At 67.4% G+C, this 20,678-nt stretch carries 21 protein-coding genes and 1 pseudogene; 7 read left to right on the top strand and 15 right to left on the bottom strand.

Annotated elements, in window-relative coordinates; genetic code table 11:
* On the top strand, nt 1-1,237 hold a 1,237-nt coding region (locus G9373_RS40075; protein WP_240961002.1), incomplete at its 5' end, for a thioesterase domain-containing protein.
* Between the two features lie 60 nt (nt 1,238-1,297).
* Nucleotides 1,298-1,446: pseudogene (locus G9373_RS47175) on the top strand (mammalian cell entry protein); the annotation flags it as partial.
* 126 nt (nt 1,447-1,572) lie between these two features.
* On the opposite strand, the gene G9373_RS40065 reads toward G9373_RS47175, so the two are convergent.
* Together G9373_RS40065 and G9373_RS40060 are read right to left on the bottom strand one after the other, a co-directional pair.
* On the bottom strand, nt 1,573-2,187 hold the full coding sequence (locus tag G9373_RS40065) for a maleylpyruvate isomerase family mycothiol-dependent enzyme (RefSeq protein ID WP_167120507.1): 615 nt from the start codon (nt 2,185-2,187) through the stop codon (nt 1,573-1,575).
* A 105-nt stretch (nt 2,188-2,292) separates the two neighbouring features.
* Nucleotides 2,293-2,748: an SRPBCC family protein gene (locus G9373_RS40060; RefSeq protein WP_005240690.1), complete on the bottom strand. Its 456-nt coding sequence runs from the start codon at nt 2,746-2,748 to the stop codon at nt 2,293-2,295.
* Nucleotides 2,749-2,966: 218 nt separating this feature from the next.
* Between G9373_RS40060 and G9373_RS40055 the strand changes: the two genes are divergently transcribed.
* Nucleotides 2,967-3,767 carry a class I SAM-dependent methyltransferase gene (locus G9373_RS40055; protein WP_133986561.1) on the top strand — a complete coding sequence of 267 codons (801 nt, stop codon included), beginning with the start codon at nt 2,967-2,969 and terminating at the stop codon, nt 3,765-3,767.
* 290 nt (nt 3,768-4,057) lie between these two features.
* Here the strand turns inward: G9373_RS40055 and G9373_RS40050 are convergent, their stop codons facing one another.
* Complete coding sequence (locus G9373_RS40050) at nt 4,058-5,359, bottom strand: MFS transporter (RefSeq protein WP_054248106.1); 1,302 nt, start codon at nt 5,357-5,359, stop codon at nt 4,058-4,060.
* An 11-nt stretch (nt 5,360-5,370) separates the two neighbouring features.
* Here G9373_RS40050 and G9373_RS40045 point away from each other — a divergent pair, with 11 nt between their 5' ends.
* The gene (locus tag G9373_RS40045) at nt 5,371-6,285 is read left to right on the top strand and encodes a LysR family transcriptional regulator (RefSeq protein WP_054248105.1); all 915 of its coding nucleotides are present in this window, start codon (nt 5,371-5,373) and stop codon (nt 6,283-6,285) included.
* A gap of 22 nt (nt 6,286-6,307) precedes the next feature.
* Here G9373_RS40045 and G9373_RS47170 read toward each other — a convergent pair whose 3' ends face one another.
* The gene (locus G9373_RS47170; RefSeq protein ID WP_193385477.1) at nt 6,308-6,496 is read right to left on the bottom strand and encodes a hypothetical protein; all 189 of its coding nucleotides are present in this window, start codon (nt 6,494-6,496) and stop codon (nt 6,308-6,310) included.
* A gap of 215 nt (nt 6,497-6,711) precedes the next feature.
* On the opposite strand from G9373_RS47170, the gene G9373_RS47165 reads away from it, so the two are divergent.
* Together G9373_RS47165 and G9373_RS40035 are read left to right on the top strand one after the other, a co-directional pair.
* Nucleotides 6,712-6,888 carry a hypothetical protein gene (locus tag G9373_RS47165; protein WP_231137875.1) on the top strand — a complete coding sequence of 59 codons (177 nt, stop codon included), beginning with the start codon at nt 6,712-6,714 and terminating at the stop codon, nt 6,886-6,888.
* 10 nt (nt 6,889-6,898) lie between these two features.
* Nucleotides 6,899-7,342: a protein-tyrosine phosphatase family protein gene (locus G9373_RS40035; protein WP_167120506.1), complete on the top strand. Its 444-nt coding sequence runs from the start codon at nt 6,899-6,901 to the stop codon at nt 7,340-7,342.
* Nucleotides 7,343-7,427: 85 nt separating this feature from the next.
* On the opposite strand, the gene G9373_RS40030 is transcribed toward G9373_RS40035, so the two are convergent.
* The 3 genes from G9373_RS40030 to G9373_RS40020 form a co-directional block, all read right to left on the bottom strand.
* On the bottom strand, nt 7,428-9,701 hold the full coding sequence (locus G9373_RS40030) for a polyribonucleotide nucleotidyltransferase (RefSeq protein ID WP_005240683.1): 2,274 nt from the start codon (nt 9,699-9,701) through the stop codon (nt 7,428-7,430).
* Nucleotides 9,702-10,013: 312 nt separating this feature from the next.
* Entirely contained in the window at nt 10,014-10,283 is a 270-nt protein-coding gene (rpsO, locus tag G9373_RS40025) for a 30S ribosomal protein S15 (protein WP_005240682.1), read from the bottom strand.
* A gap of 110 nt (nt 10,284-10,393) precedes the next feature.
* Nucleotides 10,394-11,368: a bifunctional riboflavin kinase/FAD synthetase gene (locus G9373_RS40020; protein WP_037205628.1), complete on the bottom strand. Its 975-nt coding sequence runs from the start codon at nt 11,366-11,368 to the stop codon at nt 10,394-10,396.
* 176 nt (nt 11,369-11,544) lie between these two features.
* Between G9373_RS40020 and G9373_RS40015 the strand changes: the two genes are divergently transcribed.
* Nucleotides 11,545-12,258 (top strand): metal-dependent transcriptional regulator, encoded by a 714-nt coding sequence (locus tag G9373_RS40015; protein ID WP_133986560.1) that lies wholly within the window; start codon nt 11,545-11,547, stop codon nt 12,256-12,258.
* Nucleotides 12,259-12,262: 4 nt separating this feature from the next.
* On the opposite strand, the gene truB is transcribed toward G9373_RS40015, so the two are convergent.
* The 8 genes from truB to infB all read right to left on the bottom strand — a co-directional run.
* Nucleotides 12,263-13,180: a tRNA pseudouridine(55) synthase TruB gene (truB, locus tag G9373_RS40010; protein WP_133986559.1), complete on the bottom strand. Its 918-nt coding sequence runs from the start codon at nt 13,178-13,180 to the stop codon at nt 12,263-12,265.
* Nucleotides 13,181-13,218: 38 nt separating this feature from the next.
* Nucleotides 13,219-13,902: a 4'-phosphopantetheinyl transferase Npt gene (gene npt, locus G9373_RS40005; protein WP_025432372.1), complete on the bottom strand. Its 684-nt coding sequence runs from the start codon at nt 13,900-13,902 to the stop codon at nt 13,219-13,221.
* A complete protein-coding gene (locus G9373_RS40000) occupies nt 13,899-14,828 on the bottom strand; it encodes a metallophosphoesterase (protein WP_005261417.1) in 930 nt (309 codons plus the stop codon). The genes npt and G9373_RS40000 overlap by 4 nt, the downstream gene beginning before the upstream one ends.
* Before the next feature lies 1 nt (nt 14,829).
* Nucleotides 14,830-16,218, bottom strand: coding sequence for an MATE family efflux transporter (locus tag G9373_RS39995; protein ID WP_005261416.1), 1,389 nt, complete (start codon nt 16,216-16,218; stop codon nt 14,830-14,832).
* Nucleotides 16,219-16,230: 12 nt separating this feature from the next.
* A complete protein-coding gene (locus G9373_RS39990; RefSeq protein ID WP_005261415.1) occupies nt 16,231-17,232 on the bottom strand; it encodes a bifunctional oligoribonuclease/PAP phosphatase NrnA in 1,002 nt (333 codons plus the stop codon).
* Between the two features lie 11 nt (nt 17,233-17,243).
* Nucleotides 17,244-17,732 (bottom strand): 30S ribosome-binding factor RbfA, encoded by a 489-nt coding sequence (gene rbfA, locus G9373_RS39985; protein WP_005573415.1) that lies wholly within the window; start codon nt 17,730-17,732, stop codon nt 17,244-17,246.
* 114 nt (nt 17,733-17,846) lie between these two features.
* Entirely contained in the window at nt 17,847-18,137 is a 291-nt protein-coding gene (locus G9373_RS39980) for a DUF503 domain-containing protein (RefSeq protein WP_005240674.1), read from the bottom strand.
* Between the two features lie 101 nt (nt 18,138-18,238).
* On the bottom strand, nt 18,239-20,678 hold a 2,440-nt coding region (infB, locus tag G9373_RS39975; RefSeq protein ID WP_167120503.1), incomplete at its 5' end, for a translation initiation factor IF-2.

The raw sequence follows: 20,678 nt of genomic DNA, 5'->3' as shown, positions 1-20,678 counted from the left end.
CAACCACACCCCCCTCGACCCCACCACGATCCACACCTTCGCCGCCGACCACCTCCCCGACTACATGGTGCCCACCCCCATCACCATCCTCGACGCACTACCCCTGACCACCAACGGCAAGATCGACCGGCGAGCACTCCCCGCACCAGCACCGTTGAACCGGCAATTCCGACCACCGGTCACCCCCACCGAAAACACCATCGCCGACGTCTTCACCGACGTCCTCGGCCACGACCGAATCGGACTCGACGACGACTTCTTCACCCTGGGCGGCAACTCGCTGCTCGCCATCCAGGTCAGTGCGCGGCTGCGAGAGGCTCTCGACGTCGAGATGCAAGTGGCATGGCTCTTCACTGGCGCCACGGTGGAAGCGATCGCCAGTAGAGTCGAGGCGGTCTCCGACGGGTCGACACCTATTGTGCCGACCGGACCTTCGGCATTCGATGTCCTGTTCCCGATCACATCAGCTGGAGATTCCGACCCGATCTTTTGCATACACCCGGCTAGCGGATTGGCCTGGTGCTACGCAGGTTTGGCTCGATACACCGAACCGAGACGGCGAATCTACGGGCTGCAATCCCCCGAACTCGTCGAAGACGACCCGCATCCCCGTTCGATCGAACAGTTGGCGGAGCACTACGTCCGGGAGATCCAGGCCGTGCAACCAGATGGGCCATATCACCTGCTCGGCTGGTCCTTGGGCGGAGTTATTGCCCACGCCGTAGCCACACGACTTCGCCTTCTCGGGAAGCAGGTCTCGATGCTGGCGATACTGGACAGCCGGTTCCGCGAAGCGGAATCGACTGCAAACCAGGAATTCACTGTTGAAGACATCCTGGTCGAGCTAGCCGATCTGTTTGGATTCGGTGCCGAAGACTTCGATGCCGCGGGGGAAACCATGTCGGCTGAACAAGCGACCGAACTGATTCATCTGCGAACCGGAGCATTCGAGTTTCTCCAGCCATCACACGTGAAGCGGATCGTCGAATCCTTCAATGACGCGCCACGGTTGGTCGCCGACTACCACCCCGCCGTGTTCGACGGAGACATGCTTTTCTTCGCCGCCGCAGCTGGCGAGATGACCCAGGAGGTTGCCGAAAGTTGCTGGCAACCATATATAACTGGTTCAATCGACTATTATCCCATCGATGCCACGCATATTCGTATGACCACGCCGCGAGCGTTGGCGGACATTGCACGAGTTCTCAACACCTACCTCGTCGACGCTGTCAGTTAGCGGCGCCTCCCTGTGTCAAACGAACTACTCGATGGTGCAACGAACGCATGAAATCGCCATCTCGCGATCCAGCCGGACAAGGCGCAGCTGATTCCGTCACCGCGACGGCGCGGTTGCTGCCCGAGACGCTATTCGGCGAACGCTATGTGTCGCTGATCGTTCCCGAGGGCGACACGGCTCCGCCGATCCAGGCCGGCGACACGAGCCGCGCCTGCTCGACAATCGCGGACCGGCTTGCTACGACGACGTCACCGGGTCCCCGATCAGGTCCCGGGATACGGAGCCCAGATCACGCCCGCCAGTGGACCGTCGCCCGGTTTCCGGACGGTGGATCGTCAGATCGCCGCCGCGAGGATCTCCACGCCCGGTCCGTCGAGGTCGTCGAGCGCCACTCTCCGACCGGAGACGGCCAGGAGAAGCGAAAGGGCGGTGCCGCTCACCTCGGGGCCGTCGCCGATCGACACGTCGGCGTCCGCTGCCGTCAGCCGGACACGGGACACAAGCTCTTTGGCGCCGCCGAAGGACGCCGGGGTGCGCGTCTGGAGGCGGAGCGATCTGTCGACGGCCTCCGCCGGGTAGGAGCGGGTGAGTCCCAAGGGCCGACGGATGTCCTCACCGTGGACGACGAGCCTGCTGTCGAGGGGTGCCGGAGGCGTCGACGTGCGCGACGCCGCCCGACGAAGCCGCTCCAATGTCTCCTGCGGTGAGGCGCCACGCTCGCGTTCCACGCCGCGTGCGTTCTGGCGGTCGAAGTCGAATCGCGCCCGGGCGAGGCCGAGCATGAAACCGAGGCGCGTCGTCCGAGCCGTGTCGACCAGGTGTGCGACCACGTCGTGCACGGTCCACTCGCCACAGAGCGAGGGCTCGTCCCACCGCGCGGCGTCGAGATTCCCGAGGTCGTCGATCAGCGCCGCACGCTCCGCGTGCACCATCGACCAGACATCTTCCACAGCTCGCTCCTTCGGTCGGCCACATCGTATGCAAGGTACGACTCGTCGAGACACGGAAACTCATCGCTGCTCGAGGAACGACCGAATGAGAGCCGACCCGCATGGTCAGCTGTCGATGGTGAGCAGGTCTGCGAGGTTGTCCAGGCTTGCTCGCACCGTGCGTGAGTACGCCTTCGCGACTATCGGGTCAGCCAGCTTGCCGAAGATTCCTCCGAGGCCACTTTCGCTGTCGGTCCGATAGGTGAACAGGGTGCCGCCGTCGACTTCCTCGAGCCTTGTCGTCGCGGTGAAGGCGATCTTGCTCTCCACCGACCTGGACGCAGCCACCTTCAACGGCTCGTACTCGACGAATTCGGTGACCCAGTCGAGCCGCCTACCCAGAATGCGGGTTACCCCGCGCCACCGGGTGCCCACCCCGAGTTCCCCGTCGGTGAGCTGCTCGCATTCAACAGTGGACGCCTCCCACGACGGCCAGTTCTCCGCAACGGTGACAAAACTCCACACTTCCGACGCAGGACGGGCAATGACGACGGACTGCTCGACAACCGGCATGGTGATCATCCCTTTGGTGGTGGCTGGATCGGATTCGACCGACCTCGTCACGCTCCTCAGGCGATGTAGGGCCAGAAGACTGGAGACCGGTCTGTTTGATCTTCCTCTCTGTGTGGGGTCGCTGTCACTGATGGTTAGCGCGTCAAAGCGCTGGTAGACGGTGCGATAGGCCCACGAATCGCCGATAGAACTGGATCGATCTGCAGAGGAGCAGAGATGATCGAATCATGACAACGGATCGCCGTACGCTTCGGAGCACCTTCGAGTTGGCCGCCGGGAAGTACCACGCCGCACGGCCCGGCTATCCGTCAGCGCTCTACGACGAACTCGTCCTCACGTCCCGACTGCGCCTAGGTGACTCGCTACTGGAGATCGGAGGAGGTACGGGCAAGGCCACCGTCGAGCTCGCGCGGCGGGGCTTCACCATCACGTCGGTCGAACTCGGGCATGACCTGGCAGCGATCGCGCGTGAGAATGTAGCGCCGTTCCCTCACGCCGAGGTGGTCTGCGCCGATTTCGAGCAATGGAGGCCTGCGCCAGGCGTGACCTACGACCTCGTGTTCGCGGCAACCTCCTGGCACTGGATCGATCCCTCGACGCGATACATCAAGGCGGCCAGCCTCATTCGACCCGAAGGACATCTGGCTTTCTGGGGTGCACAACACGTGTTCCCGGAAGGTGGGGACCCGATCTTTCGTGACATTCAACCCGTCTACGAGGAGATCGGCGAAGGTCTCCCAGATGCCGCGACGTGGCCGCGCCCGGGTGAACTCGCCGATCATCGGGCCGAAATGTGGGAGTGCGGACTCTTCGACAATGTCGTGGTCCGTCACTTCGACTGGGAAGTCAGCTACGACGTGGACGGCTACCTCGGCCTTCTCGACACCTTCTCCGGTCACATCGCCATGGCGAAGTGGCAACGGGAACGGCTCTACAGCGAGATTCGTCGCCGAATCGCCGAGCGGCCCGATCACCGCATCCGGCGGCACTTCGGCGCGGTCCTGCACATTGCCCGCCGTCGCAGCTGATCTTCACGCATTTCGCGCCAGACGGCCGACGACCCGACCGACTCTCGGGTCAAGCCCGAGGCGCATCACAGGCTTCGGTGTGGCCGTCCAACGCACATAGGCGAAGGCGGCTTGGTTCCGCACCTCCGAACAGTGCGACTGCCAACCCCAGAACACCTCCACTGCCGGCCAACACCGCACCGAGTAGGAACATTCCACTCATCAGACCCTCCCCTCTGTCCTGTCCCCATTACAGCAGGCCCCCACCCGGACACGGGCTCCGGCCTGCCGGACAGATCCCAACTCCCGCTTCAGCAGGACTCGACGGCGACGACGCGACGTGCGGTTGTCGATGGGAGGAGCGCGAGGACGAGGGCCAGCGCCGTCAGCACGAGGACCAGGACGGCCACGTAGAGCCATTGTCCGCTCGCCCAGGCGATTCCTCCGACCCAGCCGAACAGGCTGGATCCGGCGTAGTACGAGACGTTGTACAGCGCCGTTGCCTGTGCGCGACCCGTTTTCGCGTGGGCGCCGACCATGCCGGATGCGACGGCATGGCCGACGAAGAGCCCGGCGGTGATCGCGGCCACGCCGAGGAGGATCAGGACCAGCGGTCCGGCGACGCTGAGCACCGTCCCGCCTGCCATGAAAGTGCAGGCCAGCATGAGCACGGTTCGGTGACCGAGCCGGCCCACCATCCAGCCGGCGGCGCGAGAACCCGCCGTGCCCGCCAGGTAGGCGAGAAAGATCAGCGACACCACTGTCGGCGCGAGGTGGTACGGAGCGGCCTCGAGGCGGAAGGGGAGGTAGTTGAAGACGGCCACCATGCCACCGACGAGTAGCGCGCCGATGCCGAACAATGCCAGCAGGCGGGTATCCCGCAGGTGGATGGCAAGGATCCCTGCGGACGGGACGAGCGCTCGCCGGCCCCGCCCGGTGGGTAGCAGCACGATCAGGATGGTCATCAGGATCGCCAGACCGACGCCGAGGATCGCCAGTGCCGGGCGCCACCCGAGGTGATCGGCGACCGGGACGACCAGAAGGCGACCACTCAAACCACCCAAAGATGTTGCTGCCACGTAGGAACCGGCCAATGCTGTGGTCCGGGCCGGCGCCGCGACCTCGTGGAGCAGTGTCATCGCAAGCGCTGGTAGTCCACCGAGCGCCACGCCTTGGACGAATCGTCCCGCCACCAGCGCGTCGAACGTCGGGAGCCAGGGGACGGCCACGGCGAGCAGTCCCGCGGTTGCCGCCGCGTACCGCATCGCGGTGGGGCGCCCCACTCGATCCGAGAACCGGGCCCACGGCAGAACCGACAACGCCAGCCCGAGCGTGGCTGCGGACACCAGTAGTGAAGCCTGAGCCGGGCTCACGGAGGCGTCGTGCCCGATTTGCGTGAGGAGACCTTGAGGCGCGTACATCAGGGCAAAGGTCGCCACGCCGGCACACCACAGGGCCGCCGAGAGTCTGCGGTCCGGATTTCCCGTCGGCAGCGTGTTCTGCAGGGCAGCCGCTGCGCGGGTGTCCTTCTCCGTGAGGTGGGTGGCCGACATGAAGTCGACGGTAGATCCGAAGAACTGATGAATCCAATGCAGATCAATCCACGGACTCATACAGTTGAGTTATGAATAGCGAGTCCGTCAAGGCGCTGTTGCCGCATCTTCCCGTGCTCGTCGCCCTCGGCGAAGTCGAACACGTCACTGTCGCTGCCGCGATGCTCGGGATGCCCCAGCCCACGGTCAGCCGGATAGTCCGCCGACTCGAAAGGCAACTCGACATCCCGCTCCTGGAACCGGACGGCCGCGGCGTGCGCCTGACCGATGCCGGGCGGACACTGGTGCCCTACGCGCAACGCGCACTCGAAGCGGTGGTGGACGGCCTCGACGCCGTGCAATCCGAAGACCGACAGGCGCGGGCCACCGTTCGCGTCGCCTTTCAGACGTCGCTCGGCGAGCACCTCGTGCCCGAGTTGATTCGCACCGTCCGCGCGACGGATCCGACGATCCGGTTCGTCCTCAGCCAGGGAGCGCGCCGCACGTGCCTGGACACCCTCCTCAACCGTGAGGCCGACATCGCGCTCGCCTCCCGTCTCACCCCACCGCCCGAGGGCCTGACGGTCACGCCGCTGTTCGAACAGCCGCTCGTCGTCCTGGTGCCCTCCGAGCACCCGCGGGCCGCATCGACCTCGACGACGATCCGTGACCTCGCCTCCGAGCCGATCGTCACTCTCAAGCCGGGCTACGGGCTCCGGGGATCGCTCGACGACCTGTTCGCCCGAGCCGGTGCCCTACCCACGATCGCGTTCGAAGGAGAGGACGTGCACACCGTGCACGGCCTGGTCGCATCCGGCTTGGGCGTGGGCATCGTGCCGGCCACGGATACTCCCCCACCCGGGTGCGCGCAGATTCGCCTCGACGATCCCCGAGCCTTCCGCGACATCGGTGCCGCGCGCCTACCCGGTCCCCCGAGCGTCGCGGTCACCACGGTTATCGCTGCCCTCATAACGCTCACCTCCACGGAGAGCGGGGAGACCCCGTGAACCGCGAACATCTCCAACACGATTACGGCCTCCGTTTCGACTGGGGCCTGCCGGGGGCGAAAGCCGTCGGACGCAGCCGGGTGACGAACGGACAGATCAGCTTGTCGCCGAATACGATTCGACGGACCGCGGCGCCGCGCAGGTTGGTGCTTCCCTCGCCGAACGGATCGACCATCAGCTTCGAGCTCGGCACCGGAACCGGCGTGTGCATCGGGGCGTCCCTACGGAATGCGACCGCTGTTGCAGACTGGATCGCCCGGCACTGCACGTCGACGTCGGTGGTGTCGGTGATCGCCGCCGGGGAGAAATGGCCGGGCGGCGAACTCCGGCCGGCGATCGAGGATCTGTGGGGCGCGGGCGCCGTGCTGTCCGCCCTGTCGGCGACCTGGGTGGGGCGCAGACTCTTCGCCGGAAGCTCTGGCGGCCATGATCGCCTGGCAGGGCGTCGCGCAGACCCTCCCGCAGTCCCTCGCGGCGTGTGCGTCGGGACGGGAGTTGCGTGCCTCGGGATACCCGCAGGACGTCGCAATCGCCGCCGAGGTGGACCGGAGCACCGCAGTCCCGGTCCTCGAAGATCGGGTCTTCCGAACGGCTTCGCAATAAAGTGGGCGCCATGTTCGATACCTGGGACGCCGACGCGCCTGGAGTCCTCCGCCTGCCGTCCGGGCGCCGGGTCCGCGGCCGGGGGCTGAGGCGACCGCTCCCCGAGGGTCCCCTCCCCGATTTCGCCGTATACCTGCTGGGGCGAACGCCGCCGCCGGTGCAGTGGGACTCGCGGTGGGTCCGCTGGCCCGATTTCGCGTTGCCGCGGGACCGCGACGACACCCTCGATGCGCTCGGTGAGGTGTGGCGCCGCGCCGCGACGGAGCGGGTGGAGGTGGCGTGCGGGGGCGGTCACGGCCGGACCGGCACAGCCCTCGCCTGCATTGCCGTGCTCGACGGGATCCCGGCGCGGGACGCCGTCGCGTACGTCCGGCAGCACTACCACCGTCACGCGGTCGAGACACCGTGGCAGCGTCGGTATGTCGGACGGTTCACCGCGGCACCGACCTCCTGACACGCGCACCGGCACCGGACAGGAAGACGCCGACGGCCCCGCACGAGATCCGTGCGGGGCCGCCGGCGTGATGACCGGGAGAAGACTACTTCTCGGCAGCCGCCTCTTCGCTCTGCTCGGCCGGAGCCGCGGCGCCGTCTTCTTCGACGGGGATCAGCGAGATCTTGCCACGGTTGTCGATGTCGGCGATCTCGACACGCAACTTCGAGCCGACGCTCACGACGTCCTCGACCTTGGCAATGCGCTTACCGCTGCCCAGCTTCGAGATGTGCACCAATCCGTCGCGGCCGGGGAGGAGCGACACGAACGCACCGAAGGCGGTGGTCTTGACGACCGTGCCCAGGAAGCGCTCGCCGACCTTCGGCAGCTGCGGGTTGGCAATGGCGTTGATCATGTCGATCGCGGCCTGCGCGGACGGGCCGTCCGTCGCACCGACGAACACGGTGCCGTCATCTTCGATGGAGATGTTGGCGCCGGTCTGCTCGGTGATGGAGTTGATCATCTTGCCCTTGGGGCCGATGACCTCACCGATCTTGTCGACCGGGACCTTGATGGCCGTGACGCGCGGGGCGAACGGGCTCATCTCGTCGGGGGTGTCGATGGCCTCGGCCATGACCTCGAGGATCGTCGCACGCGCGTCCTTGGCCTGCGACAGCGCGCCGGCGAGGACCTTCGACGGGATGCCGTCGAGCTTCGTGTCGAGCTGCAGGGCCGTGACGAAGTCCTTCGTGCCCGCGACCTTGAAGTCCATGTCGCCGAACGCGTCCTCGGCACCGAGGATGTCGGTGAGCGCGACGTAACGGGTCTCACCGTCGACCTGGTCGGAGACGAGGCCCATGGCGATACCGGCGACCGGAGCCTTCAGCGGCACGCCGGCGTTGAGCAGTGCGAGCGTCGACGCGCACACGGAGCCCATCGAGGTGGAGCCGTTGGAGCTGAGAGCTTCCGAGACCTGGCGGATGGCGTACGGGAATTCCTCGACGCTGGGCAGCACGGGCATGAGTGCCCGCTCCGCCAGCGCGCCGTGACCGATCTCGCGGCGCTTCGGCGAACCGACGCGTCCCGTCTCACCGGTGGAGTACGGCGGGAAGTTGTAGTGGTGCATGTACCGCTTGGTCGTCTCGGGTCCGAGCGAATCGACCTGCTGCGCCATCTTCACCATGTCGAGGGTGGTGACACCCAGGATCTGGGTCTCGCCGCGCTCGAACAGAGCGGAACCGTGTGCACGCGGAACGATGGCGACCTCGGCCGACAGCGAACGGATGTCCGTGATGCCACGGCCGTCGATGCGGAACTGGTCGCGCAGAATGCGCTGACGGACCAGCTTCTTCGTCAGCGAGCGGAACGCCGCGCCCAGTTCCTTCTCGCGACCCTCGAAATTCGGGGCAACCTGCTCGAGGACCTCGACCTTGACCTCGTCGGTCTTGTCGTCGCGCTCCTGCTTGCCCGCGATGGTCAGTGCCGCGCTGAGCTTCTCCGCAGCGGCGGCCTCGACGGCTGCGAACACGTCGTCCTGGTACGCCGGGAAGACGGGGAAGTCACCGGTCGGCTTGGACGCCTTGGCCGCGAGCTGCTGCTGCGCGGTGCAGAGGCGGGCGATGAACGGCTTGGCGGCCTCGAGACCCTCGGCCACGATCGCCTCGGTGGGAGCCTGTGCGCCACCGTCGATCAGGGAGATCACGTTGTCGGTGGCCTCGGCCTCGACCATCATGATCGCGACGTCGGCGTCGTCACCGCTACCGGAGACGATGCGGCCCGCGACGACCATGTCGAAGACGGCGTTCTCGAGCTGCTCGACGGTGGGGAATGCAACCCACTGGCCGGCCTTGTTCTCGTCCGACGTGATGAGCGCGACGCGCACACCGCCGACGGGTCCGGAGAACGGCAGTCCCGCGATCTGGGTGGAGGCGGACGCGGCGTTGATCGCGACCACGTCGTACAGGTCCTGCGGGTTCAGGCTCATCACCGTGACGACGACCTGGATCTCGTTGCGCAGACCGTCGACGAACGACGGGCGCAGCGGGCGGTCGATCAGGCGGCAGGTCAGGATCGCGTCCGTGGAGGGACGGCCCTCACGACGGAAGAACGAGCCGGGGATACGGCCCGCCGCGTACATGCGCTCCTCGACGTCCACCGTCAGCGGGAAGAAGTCGAAGTGCTCCTTGGGGTGCTTGCTGGCGCTCGTCGCGGACAGCAGCATCGTCTCGTCGTCCAGGTAGGCGACGACGGCGCCGGCGGCCTGCTGCGCGAGGCGACCGGTCTCGAAACGAATGGTGCGGGTTCCGAAGGACCCGTTGTCGATCACGGCGGTGGATTCGAACACGCCCTCATCGACCTCTACTGCGGAATTCTCTGTCATCTCTTCTTTTCACTTCCCTCTCGTCTTCGCCGTACCCGCGGGGGCGTTCTCACCCTCCTGGCGAGAACTGCGCACCTGAGGGACATCCCCCTCTCGAGTTCTCGGGATGTCGCTGTGCGGAGGCGGCCGTCGATCGAAGTCCCCCGGACCGTGTCCGGAAGACCACTACCGAAGACCGACACCACATTCTCGGGTGCATACAGTAGTGCTGCCCTCGGCAGCTAACGCCGATAGCCAGCGAGGCCCAGTCTAAGCAAGGCCCGGCCGGCTACCGGAGTGATTTGCGATCGAAATGACCGCTGTGTGCGAAACTCAGCGACGCAGACCGAGACGCTCGATCAGCGAGCGGTAACGCTCGATGTCGACCTTCTGGACGTACTTGAGCAGACGACGACGGCGTCCGACCAGCAGCAGGAGGCCGCGGCGGGAGTGGTGGTCGTGCTTGTGCATCTTGAGGTGTTCGGTGAGATCGACGATGCGCTTGGTGAGCATGGCCACCTGCGCCTCCGGCGAACCGGTGTCGGTCTCGTGCAGGCCGTACTCGCTCAGAACCTGCTTCTTCTCTTCGGTGGTCAATGCCACTGGTTCACTCCTGGTGATGACGTTCGCGTGCAAGGATCGAAACTCGGCGCGGCCGCCGCGAACCGCAGCGCACGCCAGCGGTCTACTTTACCAGCTGAAATGGGACGGCTTTACCGCACGTCCTCCGACGCCGCCAGGATCGCACGCGCACGCTCGGCGTCCTTGCCCATCGCGACGATCAGGTCGTCGACCGAATCGAATTTTTCCATCCCGCGGAGGCGCTCCACCAGATCGACGGCCACGTGCTGGCCGTACAGGTCGGCTTCCCGGTCCAGGACGAAGGCCTCCACGGTGCGCGTCCGCCCGGAGAACGTGGGATTGGTGCCCACCGAGACGGCGGCCATGTACCGCTCGCCGGAGGTGACCGTGCCCAGGTCGACCCCGTGTCCGAGCACGGTGAACCAGGCGGCGTACACGCCGTCCGCGGGAATCGCGGCATACATGGGCGGCGCGACGTTCGCGGTCGGATAGCCGAGCTGCCGTCCACGCCCGTCGCCGTGGACGACGACACCCTCCACGCGGTGCGGGCGGCCGAGGGCCTCCGTCGCGGCGGCCATGTCGCCGGCGTCCACGCACGAACGGATGTAGGTGGACGAGAATGTGACCGCGTGCTCGGCGAGCAACGTCACACCGTCGACCGCGAACCCGAACCGCTCGCCGATCTGACGCAGCAGGTCGACGTTGCCCGCAGCCTTCTTGCCGAACGTGAAGTTCTCTCCGACGACGACATCCGCCACGTGCAGGCGCTCCACGAGGATCTCGTGGGCGTACCGCTCCGGCGTCAGCTTCATGAATTCGGCGGTGAACGGCATGACGCAGAACACGTCGATGCCCAGCTCCTCCGCGAGCTCCGCCCTGCGGGCGAGCGTCGTGAGCTGGGCGGGATGACTGCCCGGACGAACCACTTCCATCGGATGAGGATCGAAAGTCATGAGCACGCTGGGTATTCCACGCGTGCGGGCAGCCGCCACCGCTCGACTGATCAGTTGGGCGTGACCTCGGTGCACGCCATCGAATACGCCGATCGTGAGAACACAACGACCCCAGTCGGCAGGAACCTCGTCGAGACCACGCCATCTCAGCACGAGTGGCAGCCTACGGTGCCGCGCGCCGATGTTCATCTCCGGACCGGGTGTCCGGCCGCCCCGCGCGCCGGGGAAGCGCCACGACCTCGCGGTTCGCGGTCGCCCGGGCCGTCCCCCGGCGGCGGATCAGGTGTGTCGATGTGTCTCGCCGGTAAGACTTGCCTAAGCTCGTTGGCGTGGCCGTGAACAAGAATGACCAGAGCGTGACCGAGGATTCGACCTCCGAGACCGGGGCTCTCTCGGCAGTGGCGCAGGACTACCTCAAGGTCATCTGGACCGTTCAGGAGTGGTCGCAGGAGCGGGTGTCCACGAAATTACTCTCCGAGAAGATCGGAGTGTCGGCGTCCACCGTGTCGGAGGCCATCCGGAAACTGTCCGACCAGGGTCTCGTCGATCACGCCCGATACGGGTCCATCGCCCTCACCGAGGCGGGGCGCGTCGCCGCCGTCGGAATGGTCCGCAGGCACCGCCTCATCGAGACGTACCTGGTGCACGAACTGGGATACGGCTGGGACGAGGTGCACGACGAGGCGGAGGTACTCGAACACGCCGTCTCGGATCTGATGATCTCCCGGATGGACGCCAAGCTCGGCCATCCCGAACGCGATCCGCACGGCGATCCGATTCCCGCGGTCGACGGCTCGGTGCCCACTCCCCCGGCACGACAGCTCAGCGACTTCGTCAACGGCGAGAGCGGCCGCATCGCCCGGATCTCGGACTCCGACCCGGCGATGCTGCGGTACTTCGACTCGGTCGGGGTGGCACTGGACGTCACGATCACCGTGCTGGAGCGACGCGACTACGCCGGAACCGTCTCGATCCGGCTCGGCGCCCACGACGACTCCATCGAGCTCGGAAACCCCGCCGCCCAGGCCATCTGGCTGGTGTGAACCGCTACCTCAGGGTCGCGGGGCGGACCACCATCACCGAGCTGGCCCGCCGTCCACGTTCCTGGAGCAGCGCGATCGTGTGCCCGCTCGGATCGATGGCGGCGTAGACACCCTTGATTCCGATCGGCTCGAGCCACCGGCCCTGACTGATGGATTCGGCCTCGTCCGCATCGATCTGCCGGTGCGGGAACGCGGTCTGCGCAGCGGCGTCGATGTCGAGGCTGACCCCCGGCTCCTCGGCAAGCTGCTCCAGCGTGCGCGCGTGCTCGAGCGTGAACGGTCCCACCCGGGTCCGTCGCAGCGAGGTGAGATGCCCGCCGACGCCGATCAGCGCGATCCCCAGATCACGCGCGAGCGCCCGGACATAGGTGCCGGAGGAACACTCCACCTCGACGTCGAGGTCGACGAACGTGCCCTCGGTTCGCCTCGCGACGACCTCGAACCGAGACACCGTGACCGACCGGGGAGCGAGTTCGAACTCCTCGCCCGCACGGATCAGTGCGTGCGCCCGCCGGCCGTCGACCTTGATGGCGCTGACGCTCGACGGGATCTGCTGGATGTCTCCGGTGAGGGTGTGCACCTGCGCGGCGATCTCCTCGTCCGTCACGCCGGACGCATCGGCCGACGCGACGACCTCACCCTCGGCGTCGTCGGTGGTGGTGGCCTGACCCAGCCGGATCGTGGCCGTGTACGCCTTGGTGGTCAGCGCGAGGAGCCCCAGCAGCTTCGTCGCCCGCTCCACCCCGAGCACCAGCACCCCGGTGGCCATCGGGTCGAGAGTGCCCGCGTGCCCGACCTTCCGGGTGCCGAGCAGCTTCCGGCACCGGGCCACCACGTCGTGGCTGGTGACGCCCGCGTCCTTGTCGACGATGAGCAGTCCGGCGCCGACGAGACCGGAAGAAGGCTTTTCACGTGCAGACACGAGGCCCGATTCTGCCAGCCGTCGTCACCGCACCGAAATCAGTGCACCGCAATCGCGGTGATGATCAGGCCGTCGGACACCATCCACCGTCCGTCGAACGACGCCAGCGGTGGACCGTCGACGGTCTCGCCCGAGATCAGGAGATCCGAATGGAACGTGCCGGTGCCGTCTCCGGACGCCTCGAACGTGATGTGCGCGTCCTCGAACCCGAGCCACCGGGCGGTGAGCGGGAACCACGCCTTGTACGTAGCCTCCTTGGCACAGAACAGCAGCCTGTCCCGGTGCACCGGACCGCCGGTGGCGGAGCGCCACTGCCCGGAGTCCGCCGTGCCCGACAGCCAGTCGCGTTCGGCGGGCAGGCTCACCGCGTCCAGCACACCGTCGGGCAGCGCCTCGTGCGGTTCGGCGTCGATCCCCACGGACCGCACCTGCATGGCGTAGCCGAGCACCGCGCCGCGGTAACCGTCGCAGTGGGTGAGGCTCCCGACCACGCCGCGCGGCCACACGGGGGAACCCTTGTCGCCCCGCAGAACAGGGGCCTGGTCCACGCCCAGCTTCGTCATCGCCAGGCGGGCGCAGTGCCGTGCGGTGGTGAATTCGCGGCGGCGCTTCTCCACGGCCCTGCCGATCAGCGCCTCCTCCTGCGGGTGCGGACGCAGGCCGGGCGGATCCTCGAACAGTTCCGACGACACCACTCCGGCAGGCAGAATTCTCTCGATCACAGGGCCCCCCTCGCCCGCATCTTCTCCACTTCGGCTTCCTGTTCGGGAGTGACCTTGAAGTGGCCTCCCCACTTGTTCAGGGTTCCCGGCGGGTACTCCGGCACCGGGAGGATCTGCCGCAGGAGGCGGTCCGGGAGTCCCCGCCGCTGCCACTCCCGCGGGTAGCCCAGCGACACCTCTTCGAACCGCACCCCGTCGTAGTAGGTGGTCCGCGGAATGTGCAGATGCCCGTACACGGCGCAGACGGCGTTGTACCGGGTGTGCCAGTCCGCGGTCAGTTCGGTGCCGCACCACAAGGAGAACTCCGGGTACCACAGCACCTGCGTCGGTTGACGCACCAACGGGAAGTGGTTGATCAGGACGGTGCGGGTTCCGGCGGGCAGGGCGTCCAACCGGGCCTTCGTCGTCTCGACGCGGTTGCGACACCAGGCATCCCGGGTTCCGTACGGTTCACTCGAAAGCAGGAACTCGTCCGTGGCCACCACGTTCTTCTCGCGCGCGATCGCGAGACCTTCCTCCTTGGTGGTGGCGCCGTCGGGGAGGAACGTGTAGTCGTACAGCAGGAACATCGGGACCAGGGTGATCGGGCCGTCCTCGGCCTCCCACACCGGGAACGGGTCCTCGGGGGTGATGACGCCGATCTCGCGGCACAGGGTGACCAGGTAGTCGTAGCGGGCGGCGCCGTGGATCTGCACCGGATCCTTCGCCGTCGTCCACAGTTCGTGGTTGCCGGGAACCCAGATGACCTCGGCGAAACGACTGCGCAGGAGTTTCAGCGCCCACCGGATGTCGTCGGTCTTCTCCGAGACGTCGCCCGCGACGATCAGCCAGTCTTCGGGCGAGTCGGGATAGATGTCCTCGGTGATCGGGCGGTTGCCCCGGTGCCCCACATGGACGTCGCTCACCGCCATCAGCTTGGGTGCCACGTCAACCACCTTTCCGATCGTGTTCCGCCGCGGGATCGCTGTCCGATCCGTGCCGTGTCTGCAGGTCGGCCCCGACCACTGCCCAGCGGCCCGTTCCGACGCGCCACACGACCGCGAGCATCCGAAGAATTATGAACACCGTGAGTCCCGTCCAGATTCCCGCCAGGCCCCAGTCGTGCAGCATCGACAGCCAGATCAGTGGCAGGAATCCGACCAACGCGCAGGACAGCGTGGCATTCCGGAGGAAGGCGACGTCGCCGGCACCGAGCAGTACCCCGTCGAGGGCGAACACCACTCCGGCGACCGGCATGATCGCGACGAAGAACCACCAGGCCACCGCCATCTCGTCGAGCACGGCCTGGTCGGAGGTGAACAGCTCGGGGATCACCCCGTGGCCGAGGGCGAAGATCAGGGCGAGCCCTGTCGCGAAGATCGTCGACCATCGGGTGATGCGCCACGACAGTCGCGTGGCGCCCTTGGCGTGTCCGGCGCCCAGCGCGGCACCGACCAGCGCCTGTGCGGCGATCGCCAGGGAGTCGAGGGTGAGGGCGACGAGGTTCCACAGCTGCAGCACCACCTGGTGGGCGGCGACCGCGGCGGCACCGAACCGGGACGCGACGGCGGCGGCCGAGAGGAAGCACGCCTGGAAGGCCAGGCTCCGCAGGATCAGGTCCCGGCCGAGCACCATCTGGGCGCGCATGACGTGCCACCGCGGGCGCAACGGCACCCGCTCGACCACCAGCGCTCCGATGAACAGGCTCGCGGAGACCGCCTGCCCGATCACGTTCGCGACCGCCGATCCCTCGAGTTCCAGGCGCGGCGCACCCCACAATCCGTGCACCAGAACCGGGCAGGCCACGGCCGACACGACGAGACCGGCGATCACGAACCGCAGCGGTCGCACCGTGTTCTGCACACCACGCATCCACCCGTTGCCCGCCATCGCGACGAGGATCAGCGGGGCCCCGAACACCGCGATCCGCAGCCAGCTCTCGGCGGCCGCCGCGATGTCGGAGCCGCCCGCGATCGCCGAGGTGACCGGCCGCGCGAACAGGTGGGCCAGCGCGATCACGAGCGCGCCGATCCCCAGCGCCAGCCACGTGGCCTGCACGCCCTCCCGGACCGCGCCGCGCTCGTCGCCGGCCCCGTGCATGCGGGACGCGCGCGCCGTCGTGCCGTAGGACAGGAATGTCAGCTGCGTGCTGACCTGGGCGAGGATGAGACCGCCGACGGCGAGGCCCGCGAGCGCCAAAGCGCCCAGCCGACCGACGACGGCGATGTCGAAGAGCAGATAGATCGGTTCGGCAGCGAGGACGCCCAGCGCGGGCAACGCCAGCCCGAACACCGTCCGGGCGGTCGCGTCGCCCGTGACTTCCGAGACTTCAGCCAACGAATTCGGACCTCAGCCGAGTGATTCGACGAGCGAGGTCACGATCTCGTCCGCAGAGTTCTCGGCCGTGTAGCCGGCGGCGAACCGATGACCGCCGCCGCCGAGATATCCGGCGACGACCGACACGTCCACGTCGGACTTCGATCGCAGCGATACCGACCAGGTGCCGTCCACGGCCTCCTTGAGGACTGCGGCGACCTCGGCCTCGGACGTCGTCCGGACGATGTCGATGACGCTTTCGATCTCCTCCGAGCGGAGGTCTCCGACGTAGGCCTGTCGGATGACGGCGTAGACCAGTCCACGCCCTCCCGCTGCGTCGGGGACGAGGGTCGCCGACCCGAGCACCGAGGACAGCATGGGCAACCAGCCGAACGGGTGGGTGTCGAGCAGGCGCCGCGCGATGCGCGCCCCGTCGATTCCGGTGGCGAGCAGCCTCTCGGCGAGCGTGTGGGTGCCGGGCTGCACCCAGCGGAACGAACCGGTGTCGGTCACGAGTCCCGCATACAGGCAGTGCGCGAGGTCGGCGTCGATGTCCACACCCCACAGGTCGAACATCTGCGCCACGACCGCGGTCGTCGACTCCGCGGACTCGTCGATCAGGTTCATGCGACCGAAGCGGGTGTTGGACCGGTGGTGGTCGATGACGAGGGTCTCCCCCGCGTGCGCGAGCCGGTCGGCGAGCTTCCCGAGCCGCCCGGCGCTGCCGCAGTCGACGGTCACGAGCAGATCGACGTTGCGGCGCACCTGATCCGCAGGTACCAGCAGGTGGGTGCCGGGCAGTTCACGCATCGACTCCGGCAGTTCGTCGGGTGCGCCGAACGCGACCTGCACCGGAATCCCCTTGCGCTCGAGCACCAACGCCAGGGCGAGCCCACTGCCGATCGTGTCGGCATCGGGTTGGACGTGACACAGAACCGTCACCGACGTCGCGTTCTCGAGAACAGCGACCGCCTGCGGCAGGAACACCTCGTGACGATCGAGATCAGACAGGGACGTCTCCTGAGTATGGGTCATATCGGTTCGTGTCAGTCCGCCTGGCGGGAACCGGAGGGCTCGTCGACGTCGGCGTCGTCCGCGTCCTCGGCTCGGGGCTCCTTGTACGGGTCGGGGTCGCCGGCCGGGGACGCACCGGCCGCGACACGCGCGACCTCGTCGTCGGCGGCGCGAGCGCGGGCGAGGAGTTCCTCCATGTGCCGTGCCGTGTCGGGGACCGTGTCCGCGACGAACGTGAGCGTCGGCGTGAACCGGACTCCGGTGCCTGCACCCACCTTCGAGCGCAGAACGCCCTTCGCCTTCTCGAGCCCTGCGGCTGCGGAGACGAGGTCGGGTTCGGACTCGAGGTCGGCACCCATCACGGTGTAGTACACGGTGGCGTCGTGGAGGTCGGCCGTCACCTTGGTATCGGTGATCGTGACGAACGCCAGGCGAGGGTCCTTGATTTCGTGGTCGATCGCTGTCGCGACGATCGTGCCGATGCGCTTGGCGAGTTTGCGTGCCCGGGCGGGATCCACCATGACAATCAGACTCCTCTCCCTGGCCGCTGGATAAGTTGTGAAGTTGCGTGTGTAGCTGTAGTTCATTCTGCACGCCGGGCCGCAGATGCGGCGGGGCGGGCAGGGCACTCCGAGTCAGTCCTCGGGGCCGAAAATCCTTCGCCGGACCGCAAGGAGTTGCAGTTCCGGCAGCTCGGCGACGTGCCGTTCGCACGTGTCGAGTACCTCGTGTACATGATCGACCGCCGAACTCGCCATCGTGACGCCGAGCATCGACCGGCGATACCGATCCTGTTCTCCGGTCTCCGCAGCCGAGACGCCGTAGCGTCGCAGTTCCGCCAGAACCGGTTTGACCATTGCACGCTTCTCTTTCAGAGATCGCACGTCACCGAGCAAGATGTCGAGCTCGAGCGCACCGACGTACAAACTTTCCTCCTTCGGGGAGACGTGCGCTCCCCCGGCCGATCGAGTCGGCCGGAGAAGCGCACGCCGGATGACGCTGCTGCGTCACCCCAAACGGATGGCGACTAGTCGCGCGGCTTTTCCCGAAGCTCGTAGGCCTCGATGACGTCACCGACCTTGATGTCGGAGTAGGTGAGCGTCAAACCACACTCGTAACCCTCGCGTACCTCGACAGCGTCCTCCTTCTCCCGCTTCAGCGAGGAGATGGTGACGGTCTCGGCGACAACCGTGTTGTCACGCAGCAGCCGGGCCTTCGCATTGCGACGGATGGTACCCGAGGTGACGAGGCAACCGGCAATGTTGCCGACCTTGGACGAACGGAACATCGCGCGGATCTCCGCCTTGCCCAGCTCGACCTCTTCGTAGATCGGCTTGAGCATGCCCTTGAGAGCCTTCTCGACCTCGTCGATGGCCTGGTAGATCACCGAGTAGTACCGGATGTCGACGCCCTCGCGGTTCGCCAACTCGGTCGCCTTGCCCTCGGCGCGGACGTTGAACCCGATGATGATCGCGTTCGACGCAGCGGCCAGGTTGACGTTGGTCTCGGTGACGCCACCGACACCACGGTCGATGACCCGCAACTGCACCTCGTCGTCGATCTCGATGCCGTGCAGGGCCTCTTCCAAGGCCTCCACGGTTCCCGAGTTGTCGCCCTTGAGGATGAGGTTGAGCTGCGACGTCTCCTTGAGAGCCGAATCCAGGTCCTCGAGGCTGATGCGCTTGCGGCTCTTCGCGGCCAGTGCGTTGCGCTTACGCGCATTGCGCCGGTCGGCGATCTGACGGGCGATGCGGTCCTCGTCGACCACGAGCAGGTTGTCGCCTGCACCGGGGACCGACGTGAAGCCGACCACCTGGACGGGACGCGAAGGCAGGGCCTCGAGCACGTCGTCGCCGTGCTCGTCGACCATGCGGCGCACACGTCCGTATGCGTCGCCGGCCACGATCGAGTCGCCGACCCGCAGCGTTCCGCGCTGGATGAGCACGGTCGCGACGGGGCCGCGTCCGCGGTCGAGGTGCGCCTCGATGGCGACACCCTGAGCGTCCATGTCCGGGTTGGCCCGCAGGTCCAGGGCAGCGTCCGCTGTCAACAGCACGGCTTCGAGCAGTGCGTCGATGTTGGTGCCCTGCTTCGCCGAGATGTCGACGAACATGGTGTCTCCGCCGTATTCCTCGGCGACCAGTCCGTACTCGGTGAGCTGCTGCCGGATCTTGTCCGGGTTCGCGCCTTCCTTGTCGATCTTGTTCACCGCGACCACGATCGGCACGTCGGCCGCCTGGGCGTGGTTGATCGCTTCCACCGTCTGCGGCATGACGCCGTCGTCGGCGGCGACGACCAGGATCGCGAGGTCGGTGGCCTTGGCACCACGGGCACGCATGGCCGTGAAGGCCTCGTGACCGGGGGTGTCGATGAACGTCACGAGACGCTCGTTGCCGTCGAGCTCGGTCAGCACCTGGTAGGCACCGATGTGCTGCGTGATGCCGCCGGCCTCGCCCTCGCGGACGTTGGCCTTACGGATCGTGTCGAGCAGTCGGGTCTTACCGTGGTCGACGTGGCCCATGACGGTGACCACCGGCGGACGGGACTCGAGGTCCTCTTCGCCACCTTCGTCTTCGCCGTAGGTGAGGTCGAAGCTGTCGAGCAGCTCGCGGTCCTCGTCCTCCGGGCTGACGACCTGGACGACGTAGTTCATCTCGCCGCCGAGCAGTTCCAGCGTCTCGTCGTTGACCGACTGGGTCGCCGTCACCATCTCGCCGAGGTTGAACAGTGCCTGCACCAACGCTGCGGGGTTCGCGTCGATCTTCTCCGCGAAGTCCGACAGGGATGCACCGCGGGCGAGGCGAATGGTCTCGCCGTTGCCACGGGGCAACCGCACGCCGCCGACGGCGGGCGCCTGCATCGAATCGTATTCCTGGCGCTTCTGACGCTTCGACTTGCGACCACGACGCGGGGCACCACCGGGGCGGCCGAACGCACCTGCTGCCGCACCGCGCTGACCGGGGCGTCCACCGCCACCGGGACGACCGCGGAAACCACCTGCGGGTGCTCCGCCACCGGGCGCACCTGCGCCGGCACCGGGAGCTCCGCCACCGCGGTATCCACCGCCGCCGCCACCGGGACGACCGCCGGGGGCTCCGCCGGGACGGCCGGGACGACCGCCGGGGGCGGGACGTGCCGAACGAGCGGGCATCGCGCCCGGGTTCGGGCGAGGAGGCATCGAGCCGGGGCTGGGACGGGGTCCGCCCTGACCGGGAGCCGGACGGGGACCGCCCTGGCCCGGTGCCGGACGGGGTCCGCCCTGACCGGGAGCCGGACGGGGACCGCCCTGACCGGGAGCCGGACGAGGTCCACCCTGACCGGGAGCCGGACGGGGTGCACCCGGACGCGGTGCGCCGGGAGCGGGGCGGGGCGCCGGACGCTCGGCGGGAGCCGAGGAGTACGGGTTGTTACCGACACGCGGGGGCTTCGGGCCGGGACGGGGTCCGCCGGGCTTGGCGCCCGTGGAC

Source organism: Rhodococcus sp. A14, from assembly GCF_011603105.1.
In the GTDB taxonomy this organism is placed as follows: domain Bacteria; phylum Actinomycetota; class Actinomycetes; order Mycobacteriales; family Mycobacteriaceae; genus Rhodococcus_F; species Rhodococcus_F opacus.
This window is presented reverse-complemented; position numbering and strand designations above follow the sequence as displayed.

What these genes read in the sequence shown, in the direction of transcription:
- G9373_RS40060 (WP_005240690.1), bottom strand. Translation starts at nt 2,748, where the DNA reads ATGATCACCATGCCGGTTGTCGAGCAGTCCGTCGTCATTGCCCGTCCT.
- G9373_RS40055 (WP_133986561.1), top strand. Translation starts at nt 2,967, where the DNA reads ATGACAACGGATCGCCGTACGCTTCGGAGCACCTTCGAGTTGGCCGCC.
- G9373_RS40050 (WP_054248106.1), bottom strand. Translation starts at nt 5,359, where the DNA reads ATGAGTCCGTGGATTGATCTGCATTGGATTCATCAGTTCTTCGGATCT.
- G9373_RS40045 (WP_054248105.1), top strand. Translation starts at nt 5,371, where the DNA reads ATGAATAGCGAGTCCGTCAAGGCGCTGTTGCCGCATCTTCCCGTGCTC.
- G9373_RS47170 (WP_193385477.1), bottom strand. Translation starts at nt 6,496, where the DNA reads ATGCACACGCCGGTTCCGGTGCCGAGCTCGAAGCTGATGGTCGATCCG.
- G9373_RS47165 (WP_231137875.1), top strand. Translation starts at nt 6,712, where the DNA reads ATGATCGCCTGGCAGGGCGTCGCGCAGACCCTCCCGCAGTCCCTCGCG.
- G9373_RS40035 (WP_167120506.1), top strand. Translation starts at nt 6,899, where the DNA reads ATGTTCGATACCTGGGACGCCGACGCGCCTGGAGTCCTCCGCCTGCCG.
- G9373_RS40030 (WP_005240683.1), bottom strand. Translation starts at nt 9,701, where the DNA reads ATGACAGAGAATTCCGCAGTAGAGGTCGATGAGGGCGTGTTCGAATCC.
- G9373_RS39990 (WP_005261415.1), bottom strand. Translation starts at nt 17,232, where the DNA reads ATGACCCATACTCAGGAGACGTCCCTGTCTGATCTCGATCGTCACGAG.
- rbfA (WP_005573415.1), bottom strand. Translation starts at nt 17,732, where the DNA reads ATGGTGGATCCCGCCCGGGCACGCAAACTCGCCAAGCGCATCGGCACG.